This is a genomic window from Microbacterium proteolyticum (genome assembly GCF_029639405.1).
GTDB lineage: Bacteria > Actinomycetota > Actinomycetes > Actinomycetales > Microbacteriaceae > Microbacterium.
Window position 1 is genome coordinate 2,861,012 of the sequence record NZ_CP121274.1, and the last position, 22,476, is coordinate 2,883,487.

Sequence of the window (22,476 nt, forward strand, 5' to 3'; positions counted from 1 at the left end):
TCAGGCGGGCTCCTGTCCCGGTGCTATGGCGGGTCCGGCCGGCTCACCGGACTGTCGCTCCACGTCGAGCGCCTGCTGCAGAAGCACCACAGCGGCGACCTGGTCCACAATGCTACGAGACTCCCGCTGGGAGCGCCCTGCCTGGCGGAGCACGCCGTGCGCCGAGACGGTGCTGAGTCGTTCGTCGACCAGCCGCACCGGGACGGGCAGTGCGGCGGCCAGCTCCCCCGCGAACCGACGGGCGTCCGTCGTCGACGGGGTGTCCTCGCCTCGGAGGTTCAACGGCAACCCCACGAGCACTTCGAACGCCTCGTACTCGGCGGCGAGGGCGACGATGCGACGCACGGGCTCCCCCTTGCGGGGCACCGTCTCGACGGGCACCGCGAGCAGACCGTCGGGGTCCGATCGCGCGACGCCGACGCGCGCGCGTCCCACGTCGATGCCGAGCCGGATGCCGCGGCGGAACTCCGTCACGCCGTGATCGCCCGCACGTCCGCGACGATGCCCTCGAGCGCTTGCGGCAGGGCCGAGGCATCCGTGCCACCGCCCTGGGCGACGTCAGGACGACCGCCTCCGCCCCCGCCGAGCACACCGGCGGCGGCCTTGGCGAGGGCTCCTGCGGCGAGGCCGCGCTCGCGTGCCGCCTCGTTGGTGACGACGACCACGGTGGCACGGTCGCCCGCGACGGTGCCGAGCGCGACGACGGCCGCGTCGGAGCCGAGGCGATCGCGCACCTGAAGCGCGAGCGTGCGCACGTCGTCGGCGGCGGCGCCCTCGCCGAGCGACTGCGCGACGACGCGGACGGTGCCCCCCGACGTCGCGGACTCGACGAGCTGCGGCAGGCGGTCGGAGAGCGCCCGTGCCTCGAACGCGGCGATCTTCTTCTCGGCGGCCTTCAGGCTCGCGGCGAGTTCGGCGATACGGGTGGTGAGCTGCTCGCGGGGGGTCTTGAGCGACGTCGTCAGCTGCGACACGATGGCGCGCTCGGCGGCGAGATCGCGGAACGCGTCGAGACCGACGAGGGCCTCCACACGACGGTTCGACGCGCCGACCGACTGCTCGCAGACGAGGTTCACCAGCCCGATCTCTGCGCTGCGCGCGACGTGCGTGCCGCCGCAGAGCTCGCGCGACCACGGACCGCCGATGTCGACCATGCGCACGGTGTCGCCGTACTTCTCGCCGAACAGCGCCATGGCGCCCGCGGCCTTCGCCTCATCGAGCGAGAGGACCCGCGTGGTGACCTCGAGGTTGTCGCGCACCGCGTTGTTGGCGATCTCCTCGATCTCGGTGCGGGTCTCGGGCGAGAGCGCCGCGCCCCAGCTGAAGTCGAAGCGCATGTAACCGGCGCGGTTGAGCGAACCGGTCTGCGTCGCGGTCTTGCCGAGCGTGTCGCGGATCGCGGCGTGGACGAGGTGCGTCGCGGAGTGCGCCTGCTGCGCCGAGTGGCGGTTGAGGGCATCGACCACCGTCGTCGCCGGCGCGTCGATCGACACCTCGCCGGTGGTGACCTCCACCGTGTGGCTGATGAGGCCCGGAACGGGACGCTGCACGTCGAGTACCTCGAGCTCGTAGCCGGGGCCCACGATGACGCCCTTGTCGGCGACCTGTCCGCCGGACTCGGCGTACAGCGCGGTCTCGGCGAGGACGACCTCGGCGATCTGCCCCTGGGACGCGCGGTCGGTGCTGCGGCCGTCGACCAGGATGCCGAGGACCTTCGACTCCGTCTGGAGGTCGGTGTATCCGGTGAAGACGGTCTCGCCGAGCGCCCGGAACTCGCGGTACACGCTCTGGTCGGCGAGCGCGCCCTTGCGGGAGCGCGCGTCGGCCTTCGCCCGAGTCCGCTGCTCCTGCATGAGGGTGTCGAACGCACCGCGGTCGACGGCGAGGCCCGCTTCTTCCGCGATCTCGAGCGTCAGGTCGATCGGGAAGCCGTACGTGTCGTGCAGCAGGAACGCCTCCGAGCCCGGCAGGGTCGTGGCGCCGCCGCTCTTGGCATCCGCGACCGACTGGTCGAGGATCGCGGATCCCGCCGCCAGCGTCCGGAGGAACGTCTGCTCCTCGGCGATCGCGTAGGCGGACAGGCGCGCGTAGTCGGTCTCGACCTCGGGGTACGACCCCTTCATCGCGTCGCGCGACGCGGCGAACAGCTCGGGGAAGGTCGGGCCGTCGACGCCCAGCAGGCGCATCGAGCGGATGGCTCGGCGCATGATGCGGCGCAGGATGTAGCCCCGGCCCTCGTTCGACGGGGTCACGCCGTCGGCGAGCAGCATCAGCGACGACCGCACGTGGTCGGCGACGATGCGGAGGCGCACATCGTCCTCGTGCGACTCGGCGCCGTACGACTTGCCCGCCAGCTTCGCCGCCAGGTCGAGCACCGGACGCACCTGGTCGGTCTCGTACATGTTGTCGACGCCCTGCTTGATGAACGCGATGCGCTCGAGGCCCATGCCGGTGTCGATGTTCTTCGCGGGCAGTTCGCCGACGATGTCGAAGTCGTACTTCGAGCGCACGTTCGTGATCTCGTACTGCATGAACACGAGGTTCCAGATCTCGACGTAGCGGTCGTCGTCGGTCGCCGGTCCCCCGTCGATGCCGTACGCGGGACCGCGGTCGAAGAAGATCTCCGAGCAGGGCCCGGCGGGACCCGGGAGCCCGGTCGACCAGTAGTTCGTGTCCTTGCCCAGGCGCTGGATGCGCTCGTCGGGCAGGGTGCTGAGCTTCAGCCAGAGGTCGCGTGCCTCGTCGTCCTCTTCGTAGACCGTGACCCACAGGTCGTCGGGGTCGAAGCCGAGGCCGCCCTCGGCGTCCGGGGTCGTCAGCAGCTCCCACGCGTAGCGGATCGCGTCTTCCTTGAAGTAGTCGCCGAACGACCAGTTGCCCAGCATCTGGAAGAAGGTGCCGTGACGGGGCGTCTTGCCGACCTCTTCGATGTCGTTCGTCCGGATGCACTTCTGCACGTCGGCCGCGCGCGGGTACGGCGGCGGAACGACCCCGCTGAGATAGGGGATGAACGGCACCATGCCGGCGACCGTGAACAGCAGGGCCGGGTCGTCGGTGACGAGGGAGGCCGACGGCACGATGGTGTGGTTCTTCTTCTGGAAGTAGTCCAGGAAGCGCTGAGCGATCTCGGCGGTGTTCATGAGGGGTCTTTCCGTGGGCGTGCGGATCCGCCCCGGGGGGCGGGGCGGGATGCCGGGAGGTCAGTCGGTGGGGGCGGCCTTCTTCGCCGCGTCGGCGGCGGAATCGACGGCGTCGGCGGTCGCCTCGACGGCGGACGCCGCGACGTTCCTGGCATCGTCCAGGATGTCGGACAGGCGGGATTCCTGCTCGTGGTAGGCGTCGCTCAGGTGGTCGGCGAACTCGCCGATCCGGGCGTCGACCTGAGCGAGCAGTTCTTGACCGCGGGGGTCCTTGTTGACCAGGTGCGCGGCGACGAAGCCTCCGGCGATGCCCAATACGAACCAGACGAGGCTTCTCACGTTCACCACTTCTTCCTCGAGCGAGCGCCGCGGACGCGGCATCCCTTCATCGTAGGCGACAGGGTCGCGCGAGCGCGCGCCCGGAGGGGTGGATGCCACGCGCCCGGAGGGGTGGATGCCACGCCCCCGGCATCCACCCGGGAACGACGAAGGGCGCCGGGAGAACCCGGCGCCCTTCGGCTCGTGAGTCGTGGACTCAGCGAGCGGCGTAGTACTCGACGACGAGCTGCACGTCACACGTGACGGGCACCTCGGCGCGCTTGGGGCGACGCACGAGCTTCGCCTGCAGCGTGGCCAGGTCGACCTCGAGGTAACCGGGAACGGGGGGCAGCACCTCGGCGTGCCCGCCGGCGGCGGCGACCTGGAAGGGCTCGAGACCCTCGCTCTTCGGCTTGACGTGGATCTGCTGACCCGGCTTCACGCGGAACGACGGGCGGTCCACGAGCTGGCCGTCGACCAGGATGTGGCGGTGCACGACGAGCTGGCGGGCCTGAGCGGTGGTGCGGGCGAAACCGGCACGCACGACCAGGGCGTCCAGACGCATCTCGAGGAGCTCGACCAGGTTCTCACCGGTCAGGCCATCGGTGCGACGTGCCTCGTTGAACGCGATTCGCAGCTGCTTCTCGCGGATGCCGTACTGCTCGCGCAGACGCTGCTTCTCGCGCAGGCGGACGGCGTAGTCGCTGTCGGCCTTGCGCTTGGTGCGGCCGTGCTCGCCGGGAGCGTAGGGACGCTTCTCGAGGTAGCGGGCGGCCTTGGGGGTGAGCGCGACGCCGAGGGCGCGCGACAGACGGACCTTGCGGCGGTCCTGGGACTTCGTTGCCACGAAGTGCTCCTTCCGATGACGTGGCCGCGCGTTTCGCGGCTCACGGACGTATCACGCTCTCTTCGCCCTGTCCGGACTGCACGCCGGGGCATGCCGGAAGGTCGGTGAAGAAGAGAGGGGATGCCCGAAAACTCTGTTTCGAACCGATTCAGCTTATCAGACGGCCGTCGCGACGAACGAGGTCCAGGTCAGCGAGAACAGCGGCACGTAGAGCACGGCGACCAGGAGCGCGTGGGTGACGACGAAGGCGCTCGCCTCCAGCGCCTTGCCGGGCTGACGCAGATGCGCGGCGAGCTTGCGGAGGAGGGAGACGGGATGCCGCACATCCCAGCTGTTCACGCGCAGATAGCGGCCGAGATAGACCCCGACGGCACCGAGCACGATGACCACCGCCGCCAGGACCCAGCTGGCCGTCGGCGGCACGGCGTCGTCGGGCTCCTCGTAGACGACGAAGAGCGCGTGCAGGATGCCGAGGCTCAGGACCGCGTTGCCGAGACCCGAGAGGGTCAGCACGAGCGTCTGGATGATGTCGTACCAGAGCGGGACTGGGGAGTCCGCCGTCCGGTGGCTGAAGTTGAGTTCGGTGATGAGGTACACCGAGTTGGGGAAGAGCAGAAGCCACACCCCCGTCGCGAGGGCGAGGTAGATCGGCAGCACGACGACGCCCGCGTCGGCCGCGACATCGGCCAGACGCGTGAGCACAGGGGCGAGCACCGTGAGCCCGACGACGACACCGATCGCCGTCACGACCGGAAGCGTCGACAGCCCGATGTTCAGCAGCATCGGCCGGTACAGAGCGACCCGGTAGACCTTCGCCCGCAGCACGACCAGCACGACCGCGTACACGTCGAGGACGATCACGGCGGCGGCGGCGAGGAGAGCGGCGGTCATCGCGACAGCGTCGCACGGAACGCGCGGGGCCCTCGTGCCGCGGTGTCGGATTTCACCCGCCGTCGAGAATGCGGCGGATCTTCTCGAGCCGGGCGGAGACCTCGCGTTCGGCGCCGTGCGTGGTCGGCTGGTAGTAGCGCTTCCCCCGCAGTTCGTCGGGCAGGTACTGCTGCGCGACGATGCCGATGTCGCTGTCGTGCGCGTACTTGTAGCCCTTGCCATGCCCGAGTCGCTTCGCGCCCGCGTAGTGGGCGTCGCGCAGGTGCACGGGCACGCGACCGAACCCGCCGGCCCGCACGTCGGCGATCGCGGCGTTGATGGCGTTGTACGCCGCATTGGATTTCGCCGTGGTAGCGAGGTACACCGTCGCCTCGGCGAGCGGGATGCGTCCCTCCGGCATCCCGATGAAGGCGACCGCGTCCGCCGCGGCGACGGCGATCTGCAGGGCCTGCGGGTCGGCGAGACCGATGTCTTCCGCGGCGGAGATGACCAGTCGGCGGGCGATGAACCGCGGGTCCTCCCCGGCCTCGATCATGCGCGCGAGGTAGTGGATCGCCGCATCCGCGTCCGATCCGCGGATCGACTTGATGAACGCGCTGATGACGTCGTAGTGCTCGTCGCCCTGCCGGTCGTAGCGCAGCAGCGCGCGGTCGACGGCCTGGGAGATGTGGTCACCGGTGATGACAGGGCGCGGGTCGGCGTCCGCATCTTCGTCGTCCTCGGCATCGCCGTCGCGGTCTTCGGCGTCGCCGTCGCGTGCCGCGTCGTCCGCGGCCACGGAGGCGGCGGCCTCGAGTGCGGTGAGAGCGCGGCGCGCGTCGCCGGATGCCAGGCGCACGAGCGCCGAACGCGCCTCGTCGCTCAGGACCACACGGTCGTCGAGGCCGCGCGGATCGGTCACGGCGCGATCGACGAGGGCGCCGAGATCGTCGTCGCCGAGCGGGCGCAGGGTGAGCAGCAGCGACCGCGACAGCAGCGGCGAGATGACGGAGAACGACGGGTTCTCGGTCGTGGCGGCGATCAACACCACCCATCCGTTCTCGACGCCCGGCAGCAGCGCGTCCTGCTGCGCCTTCGTGAAGCGGTGGATCTCGTCGAGGAAGAGGATCGTCGATTGTCCGTACAGGTCGCGCTGGGTGAGGGCCTCCTGCATGACCTCGCGGACGTCCTTCACCCCGGCGGTGATCGCCGAGAGCTCCACGAAGCGACGACCGGACGACCGGGCGATCGCCTGCGCCAGAGTCGTCTTGCCCGTGCCCGGAGGTCCCCAGAGGATGACCGAGACGGCGGATCCGGATGCCGAGGAGTCGGTGCCGGCGAGCGTGACCAGGGGCGAGCCGGGGCGCAGCAGATGACCCTGGCCGGCGACCTCGTCGAGGCTCGTCGGGCGCATCCGCACCGCGAGCGGGGTCTGGCCCTGGAAGAGGGCGGAAGCACTGGTCACCGATCCAGGCTAATCGCGACCGCCGACAACGGATCGAGCGCCTTTGTGGGCTCATCGGCGGGGTGCGTAGGATCGGGGCGGTCCGCGAGCGGTGGAAAGAGGTCGATGTGGCGACGGGTGGCAAGGATCGACAGAGTCGTGAGCAGCGCGAGCGGTCGCGGGCGTATCAGGCCCGCCAAGAGCTCCACCGACGCCAGGGACGCCGGCGCACGCGCGACAACGTCCTCGCGCTCGTTGTCGGTCTCGTGGTGATCGGCGCGGCGGTCGGCCTGCAGACCGTCTACTTCGTCGCCGGTCCCGGCGCTCCCGCGCCCCAGCCCACGGTCGCCGACACGCCGAGCCCGGCGTCCACCGGCCCGCTGCTGCCCGAACCCTCGGTCTCGCCCACCCCGTGAACCTGTGACGACGGCATCCGTCGTACTAGGCTCGGAGCGTCCTTCTCCCCCAGGCGGCCCTGCCGCGATGAGGTGCTTTCCGTGACTTCCGTTCCTTCCTCCGACTCCCCCGACACCACCCCCGCCGTCGCCGACGACGACACGGTTGTCGACGAGACCCCCCAGACCGCCGCGGATGAGACCGCGGCCGAGGCCGCTCCGGCCGCCGCCGAAGACGGCGCGGCCGACCAGGCTCCCGCCGAGGAGGCTTCCGTCGAGGAGGCTCCTGTCGCCGAGGCTTCTGTTGAGGAGACTCCCGTCGAGGAGGTTTCCGCTGAGGAGACTCCGGACGAGGAAGCGTCCGCCGCCCCCGTCGAGGACGCGGAAGCGCCCGTCGAGAGCGCGCCTGCCGCTCCCAAGGCCACCCCCGCACCCGGTCCGAGGCCCGGCCCGCGTCCCGGTGCGCGCGTCGCAGCTCCGGTCGAGCCGTGGGGTCGAGTCGACGAGGACGGCACCGTTTCGGTGCGCGAGGGCGGCGAATGGCGGGTCGTCGGGCAGTACCCCGACGGCACGCCCGACGAGGCCCTGGCCTACTACACGCGCAAGTTCGCCGACCTCGCCGGCGAGGTGACCCTCCTCGAGGTGCGTCACCGCCGCGGCGGTGCATCCGCCTCCGACCTGCGCTCGACCGCGGCCACGGTGCGGGCCAAGGTCGACGGTGCCGCAGCCGTCGGCGACCTCGCCGCACTGCTCGAGCGCCTGGACGCCCTGACGGCCGAGCTGGCCGAGGCCACCGAGACCGAAGCGGCAGCGGCCAAGGAAGCCGTCGACGACGCCGTGCGCGAACGCACAGAGATCGTCGAGCAGGCCGAAGCCCTCGCCGCCCGCGACCCGCAGTCGGTGCAGTGGAAGCAGATGACCGCCGACATGTCGGACCTGTTCGACCGGTGGCAGGCGCACCAGCAGAACGGTCCTCGCCTTCCGAAGTCGACCGCTCAGCAGTTGTGGCGCCGTTTCCGCGACGCGCGAGCGACGGTCGACCGTCACCGCCGCGAGTTCTTCTCCGCGCTCGACGAGACGCACAAGTCCGCGCGCGACGCCAAGACGCGCCTGGTCGAGCGGGCCGAGGCGCTCGCGCCCCGCGGCGAGGACGGCATCCCCGCCTACCGCGACCTCCTCGACGAGTGGAAGGCCTCCGGCCGCGCCGGCCGCAAGGTCGACGACGCATTGTGGGCCCGGTTCAAGGCGGCGGGCGACGCGCTCTACGGCGCCCGCATCGAACGCGAGACCGCCGATGCCGAGGCATCCAAGGAGAAGATCGAGCAGAAGCGCGCTCTGCTGGAGGAGGCCGCGCCGATCGTCGACGAGAAGAACCTTGCGACGGCTCGACAGAAGCTGACCGCGATCCAACGGCAGTGGGACGAGATCGGCCGCATCTTCCCCCGCGACAAGGAGCGCGTCCTCGACGACGAGCTCCGCAAGATCGAGCAGAGCGTCCGCACGCGCGAGGACGCGGAGTGGAAGCGCAACGATCCGGAGCAGAAGGCGCGTGCCAACGACATGACGCGTCAGCTGACGGACGCGATCGAGAAGCTCGAGGCCGAACTCGCCGCCGCCCAGGCCATGGGCGACAAGCGCGCCGCGGCCCAGGCGTCCGAGGCCCTCGAGGCGCGTCGCACGTGGCTGCGCGCGCTCGGCGGCTGAGCGTTCTCCACAGCTCGGCGTCCCCTGGACGCCCCGGCAGAGACCATCCCGGCACACTGACGGGATGGTCTCTCCTTTTCTGTACTTCCCCGGCGAACGGCTGTCACTGGCGGAGCTGACCGCGGCCTGCCTGGACGGTCTGCTCACGCCCATCGGTGAGGGGTTCATGCCCGCCGACGCCGTCGAGACCTCCTGGATGCGGGCGCGGAGTCTGGCACCCCTGGTCGGCGCGAAGTGGGCCGCGGTCCGATCCAGCGCCGCGTGGATCCACGGCGGCGCCGACCTCGAACCGGCACGGCACCACCTCCAGCGCGCGTCCGCCGAACGGGCACGGCCGCCGCGCACCACGGGGGTCGTCACCCATGACGTCCGGATCGCGCCCGCCGACGTCGTGACGATCGCCGGGGTCCTGGTGGCGAGTCCGGAGCGCACGCTGGTGGATCTCGCCCGATCCGGCGACGAGGCCGACGTGACGGCCGCGCGCGCGTGGGGCCTGGCCGAGCCGCGCCTCGTCGCGGAGGCGCAGCGGTGGCTCGCCCGGCATCCGCGGTTCCCCTACGGTCGTCGGGCCGACGAGGTGCTGAGGACTCTCGGAGTCGAGTGATCCGCGCGGAAGGTCAGGACGAGGTGACGCGATAGACGTCGTAGACGGCGTCGATGCGTCGCACGGCGTTCAGCACGCGGTCGAGATGCACGGTGTCGCCCATCTCGAACACGAATTTGCTGAGAGCGAGTCGGTCGTTCGTCGTCGAGACGGTGGCGGACAGGATGTTGACGTGGTGCTCGCTCAGCACCCGGGTGACGTCGCTCAGCAGACCCGAACGGTCGAGCGCTTCGACCTGGATCTGCACGAGGAACACGCTCTTGGTGGTGGGAGCCCACTCGACGTCGATGAGCCTCTCGGGGTCTTCCCGGAGCGACTTCACGTTTGTGCAATCGGAGCGGTGCACGGAAACGCCGCTCCCCCGCGTGACGAAGCCGACGATCTCGTCGCCCGGCACCGGCGTGCAGCACTTCGCGAGCTTCACCAGGATGTCGGGGGCGCCGCGCACCAGCACGCCCGAGTCGCCGCCGCGCGGGGCGCGGCTGCGGCCGACCTGTGGCAGATCGATCGGCCCGGTGGAGGTGTCGTCGGCGCTGACCAGCGCCGTGACCTTCTCGATGACCGACTGCGTCGAGACGTGGCCCTCGCCGACCGCCGCGTACAGCGCGGAGACGTCTTCGTAGTGGAACCCGCGCGCGACCTCGGTGAACGAGTCCTGGTTCATGAGGCGCTGCAGCGGAAGGTTCTGCCGGCGCATCGCCCGCGCGATGGAGTCCTTGCCCTGCTCGATCGCCTCTTCGCGGCGTTCCTTCGTGAACCAGCCGCGGATCTTGTTGCGCGCACGGGTGCTCTTGACGAAGCCGAGCCAGTCCTGGCTGGGGCCCGCGTCGGGGTTCTTCGACGTGAAGACCTCGACGACGTCGCCCGACTGCAGCTCGGACTCGAGCGGCACGAGGCGTCCGTTGACCTTGGCCCCCATTGTGCGATGGCCGATCTCGGTGTGCACGGCGTAGGCGAAGTCGACGGGGGTGGCCCCCGTGGGAAGACCGATGACGCGCCCCTTGGGCGTGAAAACGTAGACCTCTTTCGCGCCGATCTCGAAGCGCAGCGAGTCCAGGAACTCGCCCGGGTCGGCCGTCTCGGCCTGCCAGTCGGAGATGCGGGCGATCCAGGCCATGTCGGTGTCGGAGGCCTTGGCATCCGTCTTCCCGCCGGCCATCCGCTCTTTGTACTTCCAGTGCGCGGCGACGCCGAACTCCGCCTGCTGGTGCATCTCGTGCGTGCGGATCTGGATCTCGACCGTTCGGCCGCTGGGACCGATCACCGTCGTGTGCAGCGACTGGTACAGGTTGAACTTCGGGGTCGCGATGTAGTCCTTGAAGCGGCCCGGCAGCGGCGTCCAGCGCGCGTGGATGGCACCCAGCACCGCGTAGCAGTCGCGCACGGTGCCGACGAGGATCCGGATGCCGATCAGGTCGTAGATGTCGTCGAACTCACGGCCCCGCACGACCATCTTCTGGTACACGGAGTACAGCTGCTTGGGGCGCCCCATGACGCGACCGCGGACGCGGAGCTCGCGCAGGTCGGAGTCGATGTCCTCGATCACGGTCTGCACGTACTGTTCGCGCTGCGGAGTGCGCTGGCGCACCAGGCTCTCGATCTCGGCGTAGAGCTTGGGGTGCAGGACGGCGAACGAGAGGTCTTCGAGTTCGCTCTTGATGGCCTGGATGCCGAGGCGGTGGGCAAGCGGCGCGTAGATCTCGAGTGTCTCGGTGGCCTTCTTCGCGGCCTTGTGGGGCGGGACGAAACCCCACGTGCGCGCGTTGTGCAGACGGTCGGCGAGCTTGATCAGCAGGACGCGGATGTCGCGCGACATCGCGACGATCATCTTGCGGACGGTCTCGGCCTGCGCGCTCTCGCCGTACTTGACCTTGTCGAGCTTGGTGACGCCGTCGACCAGCATCGCGACCTCGTCGCCGAAGTCGGCGGCCAGTTCGTCCAGCGGGTACCCGGTGTCTTCCACCGTGTCGTGCAGCAGCGCCGCGGCGATCGCCTTGGGGCCGAGGCCCAGCTCGGCGAGGATCTGCGCGACGGCGAGCGGGTGGGTGATGTACGGCTCGCCGCTCTGACGCTTCTGCCCCTCGTGCGCCTTGTCGGCGACGGCGTAGGCGCGCTCGATGATGCCGAGATCGCCCTTGGGATGGTGCGTGCGGACGGTGCGCAGGAGCTTGTCGACGTCGTCGCGGCGGGCGGCGCGCGAGAAGATGCGCGGGACCAGTCGTCGCAGCGATGACGGCGGCGGCGCGGGGGACGTGGTCTCGGTCATCGATCCCCTCCCCCGGGTGCTGCGGTCAGTCTTCCCATCCTACGCCGCGCGGGGCCGGTGCCCGCCGTCAGGCGGGGATACCGGCCTTCGCGCGCGCGGCCACGACGCGGGCGTCGCGCTGCTGGATCGACTTCTCGCCCTGGCGCAGGAGCGCGTAGAGCGGCACCGCGACGAACAGCGTCGAGTACGCGGCGACGATCGTGCCGACGAAGATCGACAGCGAGATGTCGCTCAGCGTGCGGGCGCCGAGCGGCACACCGATGAAGAGGATCGCACCGACGGGCAGGATCGCCACGACCGTGGTGTTGATCGAGCGGATCAGCGTCTGGTTCGCCGCGAGGTTGACCGACTCCGCGTAGGTGCGTCCCGAGATCTCCCCGTCCTGCCGGGTGTTCTCCCGCACCTTGTCGAAGACGACCGTCGTGTCGTACAGCGAATACGAGAGGATCGTCAGGAATCCGATCACGGCGGCCGGTGAGATCTCGAAGCCGAACACGGCGTAGACGCCGATCGTGATCACGAGCACGTCGACCAGACCGATGATCGCGGCCACCGACATCTTCCAGGTGCGGAAGTACAGGGCGAGGATCACGAACGTCAGCGCGAGGAAGATCGCCAGACCCCACAGCGACTGGCGGGTGACGTCCGCGCCCCAGGTCGGGCCGATGAACGAGTTCGTCACCTCGCTCGTCGGGACCCCGTACCCTTCGGCGAGGGCCGAGGAGACGGCCTGCGTCTGGGCGTCGTCGAGCTGGTCCGTCTGGACGCGGACCGCCTGGCCGCTGATCGTGGTCACGCGGGTCGCGGTGCCGGGCACCACGGAGGTCACGGCCTCGGTCGCGATCGCCTGATCGAAGGATGCCGGGTTGGAGACGGTGAACTGCGATCCGCCGGTGAACTCGATCGAGAACTGCACCGGGCGGAACAGCGGGACCAGGGCCGCGCCGATCACGAGCACCGCGGCGATGATGAACCACAGGCGGCGGCGCTGGACGAACGGGAAGGACGTCTTGCCCGAGTAGAGGTCGTTTCCGAGCTGCGTCATGGAGCGCATCAGTCGTCTCCCTCCTTCGTGGGGCGGGTACTGCCCTGGGCTGCGGCGAGCTCCGCGCGCTTGCGCTCCGCGATCGTCTGCCGGCGCTGGGCTTCGCCGCGTGAGCGGTTGGCGCGGCCGGAGACGGCGGCGGCGGGGGCACGGAACTGCGCGCGACCGCGGTAGACGGCGCCGAGCGCCTCGGGGTCCATTCCCGACAGCGGGTGGCCCGAGCCGAAGAAGCGCGTTCGCGCCAGCAGCTGCATCACCGGGTGCGTGAAGAGGATGAAGATGAGGATGTCGATCGCGGTCGTGAGCCCGAGCGTGAACGCGAAGCCCTTCACGGTGGCATCCGCGAGGATGTAGAGGACGACGGCCGCGAGGATGTTGATCGACTTCGAGATGTAGATCGTGCGCTTCGCGCGCGCCCAGCCGTCCTCGACGGCGGCGGTGATGGACTTGCCGTCGCGGAGTTCGTCGCGGATGCGTTCGAAGTAGACGATGAACGAGTCGGCGGTGAAGCCGATCGTGACGATCAGACCCGCGACGCCCGCCAACGACAGGCGGAAGCCCATCCGCCAGGCCAGGATGCAGAGCAGGACGTAGGTCAGTACCGCCATGACGCCGAGGGACGCGATGATCACCGTTCCGAGCGCGCGGTAGACGATCAGCGAGTAGACGGCGACCAGCCCGAGTCCGATGAGGCCCGCGATGAGGCCGACCTGCAGCTGCTGCGAGCCGAGGGTTGCCGAGACGGTGTCCGAGCTGACGACGGTGAAGCTCAGCGGCAGCGCGCCGTACTTCAGCTGGTCGGCGAGGGCCTTGGACGACTCCTGCGTGAAGCTGCCCGTGATGCTCGGGCGGCCGTCCACGATGATCCCGTTCATCGACGGCGCGGAGAGGACCGTGCCGTCGAGCACGAAGGCGAACTGGTTCAGAGGGGCCTGGGCGCCGTAGAGGCGCTGGCTGATCTTGCCGAAGGTCTCGGTGCCCTGGTCGTTGAAGACGAGGTTCACGGCCCACTGCCCGGTGTTCTGCTCCTGGCCGTTGGTCGCGTTGCTGATGTCGGTGCCATCGAGCTCGACCGGTCCGAGGATGTACTTGATCGACCCGTCTTCGCTGCACGTGATGAGCGGCTGGTCGACGGGAGCCTGGGCCGGGTTGTTCGTCGGGTTGGCGCAGTCGTACGCGAGGAACTGGGCCTGCAGGGCCGGGGTGATCCACGACGTGTCGCTGCCGCTGGTCGGCGACGCGGTGGGGGTCGCCTGCAGCGACGGGTCGGGGGTCGGGTACGGCGTGTTCTGGCCGTCCTCGCCGACGAACGACGTCGCGGGCGAACCGGTGAACAGCACCGCGCGCAGCTGCAGCTGCGCGGAACTCTGGATCCGCTGGCGCGTGGCCTCGTCGGCCTCGCCGGGGATCTGCACGACGATGTTCTTCCCGCCCTCGGTCGCCACATCCGCCTCGCCGACACCGGAGGCGTCGACGCGCTGACGGATGATCGACACCGCCTGGTCGAGCTGGTCCTTGTTGGGGTCGGCGCCGTCGGTGGTCTGGGCCTGCAGGATGATCTGGGTGCCGCCCTGCAGATCGAGAGCGAGGGACGGGGCCCAGGAGCTGGCCTGGAAGACGTACACACCGAGCGAGTTGATGCCGAACAGCACGCCCGTGATGGCGAGCAGTCCGAGCAGTACGCGCCAGGCGTGACGGACGGGAGTTGAGGGCGCCACGGAGTCGGCTTTCTGTGCGGCGGTGAACGGGAAGGGCGGAGGGACGTCAGGCCTGCGGGCGGTCCTTGTCGTCGCGCTCGGCCTCAGCCTGTCGGGCACGGTGGTCGTCGCTGATCGAGGTGATGTCGCCATCGGCGACGCCGGCGACGTACTCGGCCTCGGACTCCTCGGCCTCGATGAACTCGTCCTCGGTCACGAAGCCCTCGGCGGGGCTCACGATGCGGAGAACGGCCTGGCTGTGCACCTTGATGACCACGCCGGGAGCGATCTCGACCTGGGCGGGCTTGTCGAGGTCTTCACCGTCGTACTCGACGATCGTGCCGTACAGGCCACCCTGCAGCAGCACCTCGGAGCCGGGAACGGTCTGGCGCGCCTTCTCCTCCTGCTCGAGCTTCTGCTTCTGCATGCGGCGACGCGAGCTGTAGAACATGAAGACCAGCAGACCGATCAGCAGAATGATCAGGCCGTAGTTGGCGAAGAAGCTCGCGAAATCCATGGAGGCGGTGCACCTTTCGATTCAGGCGCACCGTGCGGCACTACCTGTGGGGGTCGGGGAATCCCCCGCCGAGTATAGGTCATCCCCCTTGACTGAATCGGAGCAGTCCGTCGGGGTGGGGAGCGCCGAGGTGGTCGTACGCTTCGGGCGTCGCGACCCGGCCGCGCGGGGTTCGCCCCATGAAGCCGATCCGCACGAGATACGGCTCGACGACCGACTCGATGGTCTCCGGTTCCTCGCCGACGGCGACCGCCAGGGTGCTGAGGCCGACCGGCCCCCCGCGGAACCGTCGCACGAGGGCGTCGAGCACCGCCCGGTCCAGGCGGTCCAAGCCGATGGCATCCACGTCGTAGAGGTCGAGCGCGGCGTCGACCGTGCGGACGTCGGCGTCGCCGGCATCCGTCCCGGTCGAGGGCCCGTGCACGACGAGGTAGTCGCGCACGCGCCGCAGCAGACGGTTGGCGATGCGGGGCGTGCCGCGCGAGCGGCGGGCGATCTCGGTGCGTGCGGTGCCGGGGAGACCGACGTCGAGCATGGATGCCGACCGCGAGACGACCCGCTCGAGCTCTTCCGGCTCGTAGTACTCGAGGTGGGCGGTGAAGCCGAACCGGTCGCGCAGCGGGTTGGGGAGGAGTCCCGCGCGGGTCGTCGCCCCCACCAGCGTGAAGGGAGCGAGGTCGAGGGGGATGCTCGTCGCCCCGGCCCCCTTGCCGACCATGATGTCGATGCGGAAGTCCTCCATCGCGAGGTACAGCATCTCTTCGGCGGAGCGCGCCATGCGATGGATCTCGTCGATGAAGAGCACCTCGCCCGGTGTCAGCGACGACAGCAACGCGGCGAGGTCGCCCGCGTGCTGGATGGCCGGTCCGCTGGACAGGCGCAGCGGGCGGCCGCTCTCGTGCGCCACGATCATCGCGAGCGTGGTCTTGCCGAGGCCGGGAGGGCCCGAGAGCAGGATGTGGTCGGGCGAGCGCTGCTGGATGCGAGCCGCGTCGAGGAGGAGCTGCAGCTGACCGCGCACCTTCTGTTGTCCGACGAACTCGCTGAGCGAGGTGGGACGCAGGGCGCCCTCGATCGCCAGCTCGGTCTCGTCGTCGGGCGAGCCGGCGTCGCGCACGACGTCAGCCACCGACGGGCTCCCTGCGCGCGGGGCCCAGCAGCGCGAGCGTGAGCCGGAGCAGCGCCTGGACCGAGGCCCGGTCGGCGTCGGCGGCGTTCTCGGCGACGGATGCCACGGCCTCGGCCGCGACGCGTTCGCTCCACCCGAGTCCGATGAGGGCCTGGGTGACCTGCAGGGGTACCTGGCCGTGCGGGGCGACCGCGGCCGGGGCCTGCGCCGCGGGGACGGCGAGCTTCCCGGCGAGCTGAACCACGATGAGCTTCGCGGTCTTCGGGCCGATTCCCGACACGCGCTTGAAGGGGGCGTCGTCGTCGTCGGTGACCGCCTGGGCGATCTGCGGCACCGTCAGCGACGAGAGCACCCCCATCGCGGACTTCGGCCCGACGCCGGTGACGCCGATGAGCTGCGTGAAGACCGTCAGCTCTTCGCGCGTCTCGAAACCGAAGAGCGACAGGGCGTCTTCGCGGACCACGAGGTGCGTGTGCAGGTGGACCTGCGCGCCGACATGGGTGGTCCGCGCGACCTGCGGGGTCACGGCCACCGAGAGCCCCACTCCCCCGACGACCACGACGAGTGCGTCGTCGCCGACGTGCGCGGCGACACCCTGCAGCGAAGAGATCATGCGACGAGCCTACGCGCCGGTTCGGACCTTTGTTCGAGCGACACGCGTCGTCGGGGCGCTCTGTCGCTTCTCGGCATCCCGCCATGCCTTCTGGGCGGGGGTCAGAGCGCCGCCGGTCGCGGGCGCAGCCGCTCCCCCGCGCCAGCCGTGGCACAGGGCGATGGCGAGGGCGTCGGCCGCGTCGGCGGGTTGGGGAAGGGCATCCAGGCGGAGCACCCGCGCCACCATCGTCTGCACCTGCAGCTTGTCGGCCGAGCCGTAGCCGGTCACGGCGGCCTTGACCTCGCTCGGCGTGTGGGTGGCCGCGGGGATTCCGTGTTCGGCGGCGAGCAGGAGGGCGATGCCGCTGGCCTGCGCGGTGCCCATCACCGAGTGGCGGTTGTTCTGGGCGAACACGCGCTCGACGGCGACGACGTGGGGATCGTGGGCGTTCAGCACCGCGCGGATCCCCGCGGCGATCGCGGCGAGGCGCTTCTCGATGGGATCGGTGACGGCGGAGCGGACCACGCCGACATGCACGAGGGATGCCGTGCGGTCCGGTGAGACGTCGACCACGCCGATGCCGCAGCGCGTCAGGCCCGGGTCGATGCCGAGGACGCGCAGAGAACGAGACACGACCCCCACGCTAGGCGCAGGGGTCGTGGAGAGGGGCAGGGCGCGCCCTTACTCGTCGTTCTCGAGTTCGGCCTGCACCTCGGGGGTCATGTCGAAGTTCGTGTAGACGTTCTGCACGTCGTCGCTGTCTTCGAGGGCGTCGATCAAACGGAAGACCTTGCGCGCGGTGTCGGCGTCGACCTCGACCTTGAGGGAGGGGACGAACTCGACGTCGGCGGAGTCGTACTCGATGCCGGCCTCCTGCAGCGCGGAGCGCACCGACACGAGGTCGCTCGCCTCGGTGATGACGCCGAAGCCCTCGCCGTGCGGCTCGACCTCTTCGGCGCCGGCCTCGAGGACCGCGAGCATGACGTCGTCCTCGGTCGTGCCCTCGGACGGGACGACGATGACGCCCTTGCGGCTGAAGTTGTAGGCGACGCTGCCCGGGTCGGCGAGGGTGCCGCCGTTACGGCTGAGAGCGGTGCGCACCTCGGCCGCCGCGCGGTTCTTGTTGTCGGTCAGACACTCGATGAGGAACGCGACGCCGTTGGGGCCGTAGCCCTCGTACATGATCGAGGCGTACTCGACGGCCTCGCCGCCGATGCCGGCCCCGCGCTTGATCGCACGGTCGATGTTGTCTTTGGGGACCGAGGTCTTCTTGGCCTTGAGCACCGCGTCGAAGAGCGTCGGGTTGCCCTGGAGGTCCGCCCCACCGAGCTTGGCGGCGACCTCGATGTTCTTGATCAGCTTGGCCCACGACTTGGCGCGGCGGGAGTCGATGACCGCCTTCTTGTGCTTGGTCGTGGCCCATTTGGAGTGTCCGGACATGGCTTCCAGTCTAGAGCGCGGGCGCCGACACCCCGGCGCGGTTGCGGACACGGTCGAGGAAGCGCGCGTGGAAGCGCGTCTCGCCGGTGGATTCGGGGTGGAACGCGAGCCCCAGGAGGTTGTCCTGCTCGACGGCGACGACGCGACCGTCGGGCAGGGTCGCCAGAGGGGTGGCATCCGGGCCCGTCTCGGTCACCACGGGCGCGCGGATGAACACGGCGTGCACCGGCGGCTCGCCCAGGACGGGGACGGCCAGGTCGGTCTCGAACGACTGCGTCTGCGAGCCGAAGGCGTTGCGCTGCACCCGGACGTCGAGCCCGCCGAAGGTGCGCTGGCCCTCGATCGCGCCGTCGATGCGGTCGGCGAGGAGGATCAGCCCCGCGCACGTGCCGAGCACCGGGAGGCCGTCGGCGATCGCGGCGCGGATCGGATCGAACAGGTCGAACGCCCGCGCGAGCTTGTCGATGACGCTCGACTCCCCGCCCGGGAGCACGAGCCCCTCCACCTCGGCCAGCTCCGACGTCCGCCGGACGGGCCGGGCGTCGGCGCCCAGGTTTGCGAGCACGCGCAGGTGCTCGCGGACGTCGCCCTGGAGGGCGAGGACGCCGACGCGGGGGCTGTTACCAGCCACGCTCGGCCAGGCGGTGCGGCGCGGGGAGGTCGGCGACGTTGATGCCCACCATCGCCTCGCCGAGACCGCGCGAGGCCTCGGCCACGATCTTCGGGTCGTCGTGGAAGGTGGTGGCCTTGACGATCGCGGCGGCACGCTGCGCGGGGTTTCCGGACTTGAAGATGCCCGACCCGACGAACACGCCGTCGGCGCCGAGCTGCATCATCATCGCCGCGTCGGCCGGGGTGGCCACGCCGCCGGCGGTGAACAGGACGACCGGGAGCTTCCCGGTCTCGGCGATCTCGGCGACGAGTTCGTACGGGGCCTGCAGCTCCTTGGCCGCGACGTACAGCTCGTCCTTGGTCTTCGCGCGCAGCGCGTTGATCTCGCCCGTGATGGTCCGGATGTGCTTGGTCGCCTCGGAGACGTCGCCGGTCCCGGCCTCGCCCTTCGAGCGGATCATCGCCGCGCCCTCGGTGATGCGGCGGAGGGCCTCGCCCAGGTTGGTCGCGCCGCACACGAACGGAACGGTGAAGTTCCACTTGTCGATGTGGTTGACGTAGTCGGCGGGCGAGAGCACTTCGGACTCGTCGATGTAGTCGACACCGAGCTCCTGCAGGATCTGCGCCTCGACGAAGTGCCCGATGCGCGCCTTGGCCATCACGGGGATCGAGACCGTCGCGATGATGTCGTCGATGAGGTCGGGGTCGCTCATGCGGGCCACGCCGCCCTGCGCGCGGATGTCCGCGGGAACGCGCTCGAGGGCCATGACGGCGACGGCGCCGGCATCTTCGGCGATGCGGGCCTGCTCCGCGGTGACGACGTCCATGATGACGCCGCCCTTGAGCATCTCGGCGAGTCCGCGCTTGACGCGGGAGGTTCCGGTGTCGGTCATTGTCGATTCCCTTCGCGCTTCGGGGCGCTTTGTTTGGCTTAGGCCAAACCGTAGCATGACGCAGGACATAGGCTGGAGGGAGCGAGAGGGGGCGCATGACCGTCGACATCACCGGGCGCTCGGCATCCGAGATCGCCGCGGACCTGCGGGAGCGCATCGAGCGCGGACAGCTGCGGCCGGGCGATGCACTCGCCCCCGTGCGCGCCCTCGCCGCCGATCTCGGCGTGAACCGCAACACCGTCGTCGCCGCCTACCGCCTGCTCGCCCAGGCCGGACTCGTCGTCGCGCGCGGGCGGGGCGGTACCCGGGTCGCAGGTCTCGCTCCCGTGGCGCAGGAGGGGTATGCGGCCGGGACCGTGCTGCGCGACGTCGGCACCGGCAACCCCGACCCGACGCTCATCCCCGACCCCGCCGCGGCCCTCGCGCGGTCGGGTCGTCCCGTGCTGTACGGCGAACCCGTCGTCGACCCGGGGCTGGAGGCGTGGGCACGCGAATGGATGGCCGAGGGGCTGCCCGACGGTGCTCCCCGCATCACCGTGACCAGCGGCGCGAGCGACGCGATCGAGCGACTGCTGGCCCAGGCGCTGCAGCGCGACGACGCCGTCGCCCTCGAAGACCCCTGCTTCCTCTCGGCGCTGCACACGGTGCGTCAGGGCGGCTACCGCGCGGTGCCGGTGGCGGTGGATGCCGAGGGCATGACCGTCGAGGGGTTGCGGGCCGCGCTGGCCGACGGCGTCCGGGCGGTGATCTGCACGCCGCGCGCGCACAACCCCACCGGCGCGAGCCTCACCGAGGAACGCGCTGCGCAGCTTCGGGCGGTGCTCGCGGACCACCCCTACGTGCTGGTCATCGAGGACGACCACTTCTCGCTGCTCTCGCGCGCTCCCCTCCGCTCGGTCATCGGGGACGCCCAGCAGCGGTGGGCCCGCATCCGCTCGGTGTCGAAGTTCCTCGGACCGGACATGTGCCTCGCGGTCGTGGCATCCGACGACGAGACCGCTGACCGACTCGCGCTGCGCCTCACCCCGGGGACGACCTGGGTGAGCCACATCCTCCAGCGTCTCACTCTCGCGCTCGTCACCGATCCTGAGGTGCGCCAGGGGATCGACCGGGCCGCGGCGCACTACGCCGCTCGCAACGACGCGTTCGCGGCCGCCCTCGAGGCCCGCGGACTGCCGGTCTCCGTCGGCGACGGCCTGAACCTCTGGATGCCGCTCCCGGTCCCCGCCGCCCGTGTTCGCGAAGACCTCATGCGTCGCGGCTGGCTGGTCCGCGACGGCGACCACTTCTTCCTCTCCCCCGACACCGCCGGCGACTACCTCCGCCTCACCGTCCACCAACTCGACGACCACGAGGCGACGGCTCTCGCCGACGACCTCGCCACGGCCGTCGCCGCGCTCCGGCCGACGCCGCGAGGTGGGAGGATCGAAGGATGAAGGTCCTCTCGATCCAGTCGGCCGTCGCCTATGGCCACGTCGGAAACTCGGCCGCCGTCTTCCCGCTCCAGCGCATCGGCGTGGAGGTGCTGCCCGTCTACACGGTCACCTTCTCCAACCACACCGGCTACGGCGCGTGGCGAGGGCCCCTCATCTCCCCCGCCGACGTCGCCGACGTCATCACCGGCATCGAGGAGCGCGGGGTCCTCGGCGAGATCGACGTGGTCCTGTCGGGCTACCAGGGCGGCGAGGGCATCGCCGACGTCATCATCGACGCCGTCGCCCGGGTGAAGAAGGCGAATCCGGATGCCGTCTACGCGTGCGACCCGGTCATGGGCAACGCCAAGTCGGGCTGCTTCGTCGCACCGGCCATCCCCGAGCTCCTGCGCGAGCGGGTGATCCCCGTGGCGGACATCATCACGCCCAACCAGTTCGAGCTCGGCTTCCTCACCGGCACCGAGCCGGGGAGCATCGAGTCCACCCTCGAATCCGCCGACCTCGCGCGCGCCCGCGGACCCCGCACCGTCCTCGTCACGAGCGTCGAGCGACCCGACCGCGTGCCCGACACGATCGAGATGATGGTCGTCGACGACGCGGGCGCCTGGATCGTGCAGACGCCGCTCATCCCGATGAAGGCGAACGGCTCGGGCGACGTGACGGCGGCGCTCTTCACGGCCCACTACCGCCGGAGCGGCGACGCCGCCGACGCGCTCGCCCGCACGGCATCCAGCGTTTTCGACCTGTTGTCGAACACGTACGAGGCCGGCTCGCGCGAGCTGCTGCTCGTCGAGTCGCAGGAGGCGTACGCGCACCCGCGCCTGCAGTTCCCCGTGCGGCAGGTGCGCTGAGGCATCCCCCGCCCGTCGGGTCTCGGCGTCAGCCGGCGTAGACCTCGGTGTACGCGTCGAGCCAGCCGGCGGTGTCGCGCGGGCACATGTACGTCGTGCCGTAGACCATGAGGTTGGCGATGGGCGCCTCCGCCGCCGTGCGCTCGTCCCCCTCCAGGCTCTGGTCGACGAGCTGGGCGAAGAGCGGCGACGTCGCCACGTGCGTGCGGAGCGTATCCGCATTCACCACGTGGGAGTTCAGGATCGCGGTCTCGCACGCGTCGGAGACGAGCGCGAGCGAGAGGCTCTCGTCATCGGCGGTCCACTCGAACCCCTGCTCCTCGACGTAGGACTTCTGGTCTTCGATGAACTGCTTCTGCGCCGGGGTGACCGCCACCAGCGGCGTGCCGTCGAGGGGCAGCTGCTGCTCCTGAAGAAAGCGATCGCGCTCGGCGATCGGATCCTCCGCCGCCGCGCCCGCGTCGGGGCTGGAGTCGTCCGTCGGGGAAGGAGTCGCGACGAAGGGATCTTCGGGCGCGGTCACGGGCGCCTGCATCCCGTCCGGTCCCAGGGGACTCGGAAGCCGGAAGCATCCCGTCGTGGTCCCGAGCGCCGCAGCGACGATGAGGGTCAGGACGAGGGGACGCACGGGAGCCTTCATTCCCCTACCGTAGCGGCCGGGCGCGCACTCCCCCGT

22 protein-coding genes are annotated in these 22,476 nt (G+C 70.4%); 5 read left to right on the forward strand and 17 right to left on the reverse strand.

Going from position 1 to position 22,476, the window contains the following annotated elements; all coding sequences use genetic code 11:
• From ruvX to P8R59_RS14355, 6 genes are all read right to left on the reverse strand, one after another.
• Positions 1-474, reverse strand: a complete 474-nt coding sequence (ruvX, locus tag P8R59_RS14330; protein WP_278101612.1) for a Holliday junction resolvase RuvX — start codon at positions 472-474, stop codon at positions 1-3.
• Entirely contained in the window at positions 471-3,140 is a 2,670-nt protein-coding gene (gene alaS / locus P8R59_RS14335; RefSeq protein ID WP_278101613.1) for an alanine--tRNA ligase, read from the reverse strand. Before alaS ends, ruvX begins: the two co-directional genes overlap by 4 nt.
• A gap of 60 nt (positions 3,141-3,200) precedes the next feature.
• Complete coding sequence (locus P8R59_RS14340; RefSeq protein ID WP_278101614.1) at positions 3,201-3,521, reverse strand: ATPase; 321 nt, start codon at positions 3,519-3,521, stop codon at positions 3,201-3,203.
• Positions 3,522-3,675: 154 nt separating this feature from the next.
• Positions 3,676-4,305, reverse strand: a complete 630-nt coding sequence (gene rpsD / locus P8R59_RS14345; RefSeq protein ID WP_076490487.1) for a 30S ribosomal protein S4 — start codon at positions 4,303-4,305, stop codon at positions 3,676-3,678.
• 156 nt (positions 4,306-4,461) lie between these two features.
• Positions 4,462-5,196 carry a DUF1361 domain-containing protein gene (locus tag P8R59_RS14350; RefSeq protein ID WP_278101615.1) on the reverse strand — a complete coding sequence of 245 codons (735 nt, stop codon included), beginning with the start codon at positions 5,194-5,196 and terminating at the stop codon, positions 4,462-4,464.
• A gap of 52 nt (positions 5,197-5,248) precedes the next feature.
• Positions 5,249-6,640: a replication-associated recombination protein A gene (locus P8R59_RS14355; RefSeq protein ID WP_278101616.1), complete on the reverse strand. Its 1,392-nt coding sequence runs from the start codon at positions 6,638-6,640 to the stop codon at positions 5,249-5,251.
• A gap of 62 nt (positions 6,641-6,702) precedes the next feature.
• Here P8R59_RS14355 and P8R59_RS14360 point away from each other — a divergent pair, with 62 nt between their 5' ends.
• The 3 genes from P8R59_RS14360 (at position 6,703) to P8R59_RS14370 (ending at position 9,322) form a co-directional block, all read left to right on the forward strand.
• A complete protein-coding gene (locus tag P8R59_RS14360; RefSeq protein ID WP_278101617.1) occupies positions 6,703-7,035 on the forward strand; it encodes a dioxygenase in 333 nt (110 codons plus the stop codon).
• Between the two features lie 81 nt (positions 7,036-7,116).
• Complete coding sequence (locus P8R59_RS14365) at positions 7,117-8,718, forward strand: DUF349 domain-containing protein (RefSeq protein ID WP_431606857.1); 1,602 nt, start codon at positions 7,117-7,119, stop codon at positions 8,716-8,718.
• Between the two features lie 64 nt (positions 8,719-8,782).
• Positions 8,783-9,322, forward strand: coding sequence for a type IV toxin-antitoxin system AbiEi family antitoxin (locus P8R59_RS14370; RefSeq protein ID WP_278101618.1), 540 nt, complete (start codon positions 8,783-8,785; stop codon positions 9,320-9,322).
• Between the two features lie 13 nt (positions 9,323-9,335).
• Here the strand turns inward: P8R59_RS14370 and P8R59_RS14375 are convergent, their stop codons facing one another.
• The 10 genes from P8R59_RS14375 to pdxS form a co-directional block, all read right to left on the reverse strand.
• Positions 9,336-11,588 carry a RelA/SpoT family protein gene (locus tag P8R59_RS14375; protein ID WP_278101619.1) on the reverse strand — a complete coding sequence of 751 codons (2,253 nt, stop codon included), beginning with the start codon at positions 11,586-11,588 and terminating at the stop codon, positions 9,336-9,338.
• A 67-nt stretch (positions 11,589-11,655) separates the two neighbouring features.
• Positions 11,656-12,642 carry a protein translocase subunit SecF gene (gene secF / locus P8R59_RS14380; protein ID WP_278101620.1) on the reverse strand — a complete coding sequence of 329 codons (987 nt, stop codon included), beginning with the start codon at positions 12,640-12,642 and terminating at the stop codon, positions 11,656-11,658.
• Positions 12,642-14,351 (reverse strand): protein translocase subunit SecD, encoded by a 1,710-nt coding sequence (secD, locus tag P8R59_RS14385; RefSeq protein WP_077051427.1) that lies wholly within the window; start codon positions 14,349-14,351, stop codon positions 12,642-12,644. The genes secF and secD overlap by 1 nt, the downstream gene beginning before the upstream one ends.
• Positions 14,352-14,397: 46 nt before the next feature.
• Positions 14,398-14,847, reverse strand: a complete 450-nt coding sequence (locus P8R59_RS14390) for a preprotein translocase subunit YajC (protein ID WP_278101621.1) — start codon at positions 14,845-14,847, stop codon at positions 14,398-14,400.
• Between the two features lie 79 nt (positions 14,848-14,926).
• A complete protein-coding gene (gene ruvB, locus P8R59_RS14395) occupies positions 14,927-15,976 on the reverse strand; it encodes a Holliday junction branch migration DNA helicase RuvB (RefSeq protein ID WP_077051429.1) in 1,050 nt (349 codons plus the stop codon).
• Complete coding sequence (ruvA, locus tag P8R59_RS14400; RefSeq protein ID WP_278101622.1) at positions 15,969-16,589, reverse strand: Holliday junction branch migration protein RuvA; 621 nt, start codon at positions 16,587-16,589, stop codon at positions 15,969-15,971. The genes ruvB and ruvA overlap by 8 nt, the downstream gene beginning before the upstream one ends.
• Positions 16,590-16,598: 9 nt before the next feature.
• Entirely contained in the window at positions 16,599-17,204 is a 606-nt protein-coding gene (gene ruvC / locus P8R59_RS14405; protein ID WP_278101623.1) for a crossover junction endodeoxyribonuclease RuvC, read from the reverse strand.
• A 48-nt stretch (positions 17,205-17,252) separates the two neighbouring features.
• Complete coding sequence (locus P8R59_RS14410; protein ID WP_077051431.1) at positions 17,253-18,011, reverse strand: YebC/PmpR family DNA-binding transcriptional regulator; 759 nt, start codon at positions 18,009-18,011, stop codon at positions 17,253-17,255.
• Positions 18,012-18,021: 10 nt separating this feature from the next.
• Positions 18,022-18,642, reverse strand: coding sequence for a pyridoxal 5'-phosphate synthase glutaminase subunit PdxT (pdxT, locus tag P8R59_RS14415; RefSeq protein ID WP_278101624.1), 621 nt, complete (start codon positions 18,640-18,642; stop codon positions 18,022-18,024).
• Positions 18,632-19,516, reverse strand: coding sequence for a pyridoxal 5'-phosphate synthase lyase subunit PdxS (gene pdxS, locus P8R59_RS14420; protein WP_278101625.1), 885 nt, complete (start codon positions 19,514-19,516; stop codon positions 18,632-18,634). The genes pdxT and pdxS overlap by 11 nt, the downstream gene beginning before the upstream one ends.
• Before the next feature lie 95 nt (positions 19,517-19,611).
• On the opposite strand from pdxS, the gene P8R59_RS14425 reads away from it, so the two are divergent.
• Together P8R59_RS14425 and pdxY are read left to right on the forward strand one after the other, a co-directional pair.
• Positions 19,612-20,952 (forward strand): aminotransferase class I/II-fold pyridoxal phosphate-dependent enzyme, encoded by a 1,341-nt coding sequence (locus P8R59_RS14425; protein ID WP_278101626.1) that lies wholly within the window; start codon positions 19,612-19,614, stop codon positions 20,950-20,952.
• Positions 20,949-21,800, forward strand: coding sequence for a pyridoxal kinase PdxY (gene pdxY / locus P8R59_RS14430; protein WP_278101627.1), 852 nt, complete (start codon positions 20,949-20,951; stop codon positions 21,798-21,800). The genes P8R59_RS14425 and pdxY overlap by 4 nt, the downstream gene beginning before the upstream one ends.
• Positions 21,801-21,828: 28 nt before the next feature.
• On the opposite strand, the gene P8R59_RS14435 is transcribed toward pdxY, so the two are convergent.
• A complete protein-coding gene (locus P8R59_RS14435) occupies positions 21,829-22,440 on the reverse strand; it encodes a hypothetical protein (RefSeq protein ID WP_278101628.1) in 612 nt (203 codons plus the stop codon).
• Between the last annotated feature and the right edge of the window lie 36 nt (positions 22,441-22,476).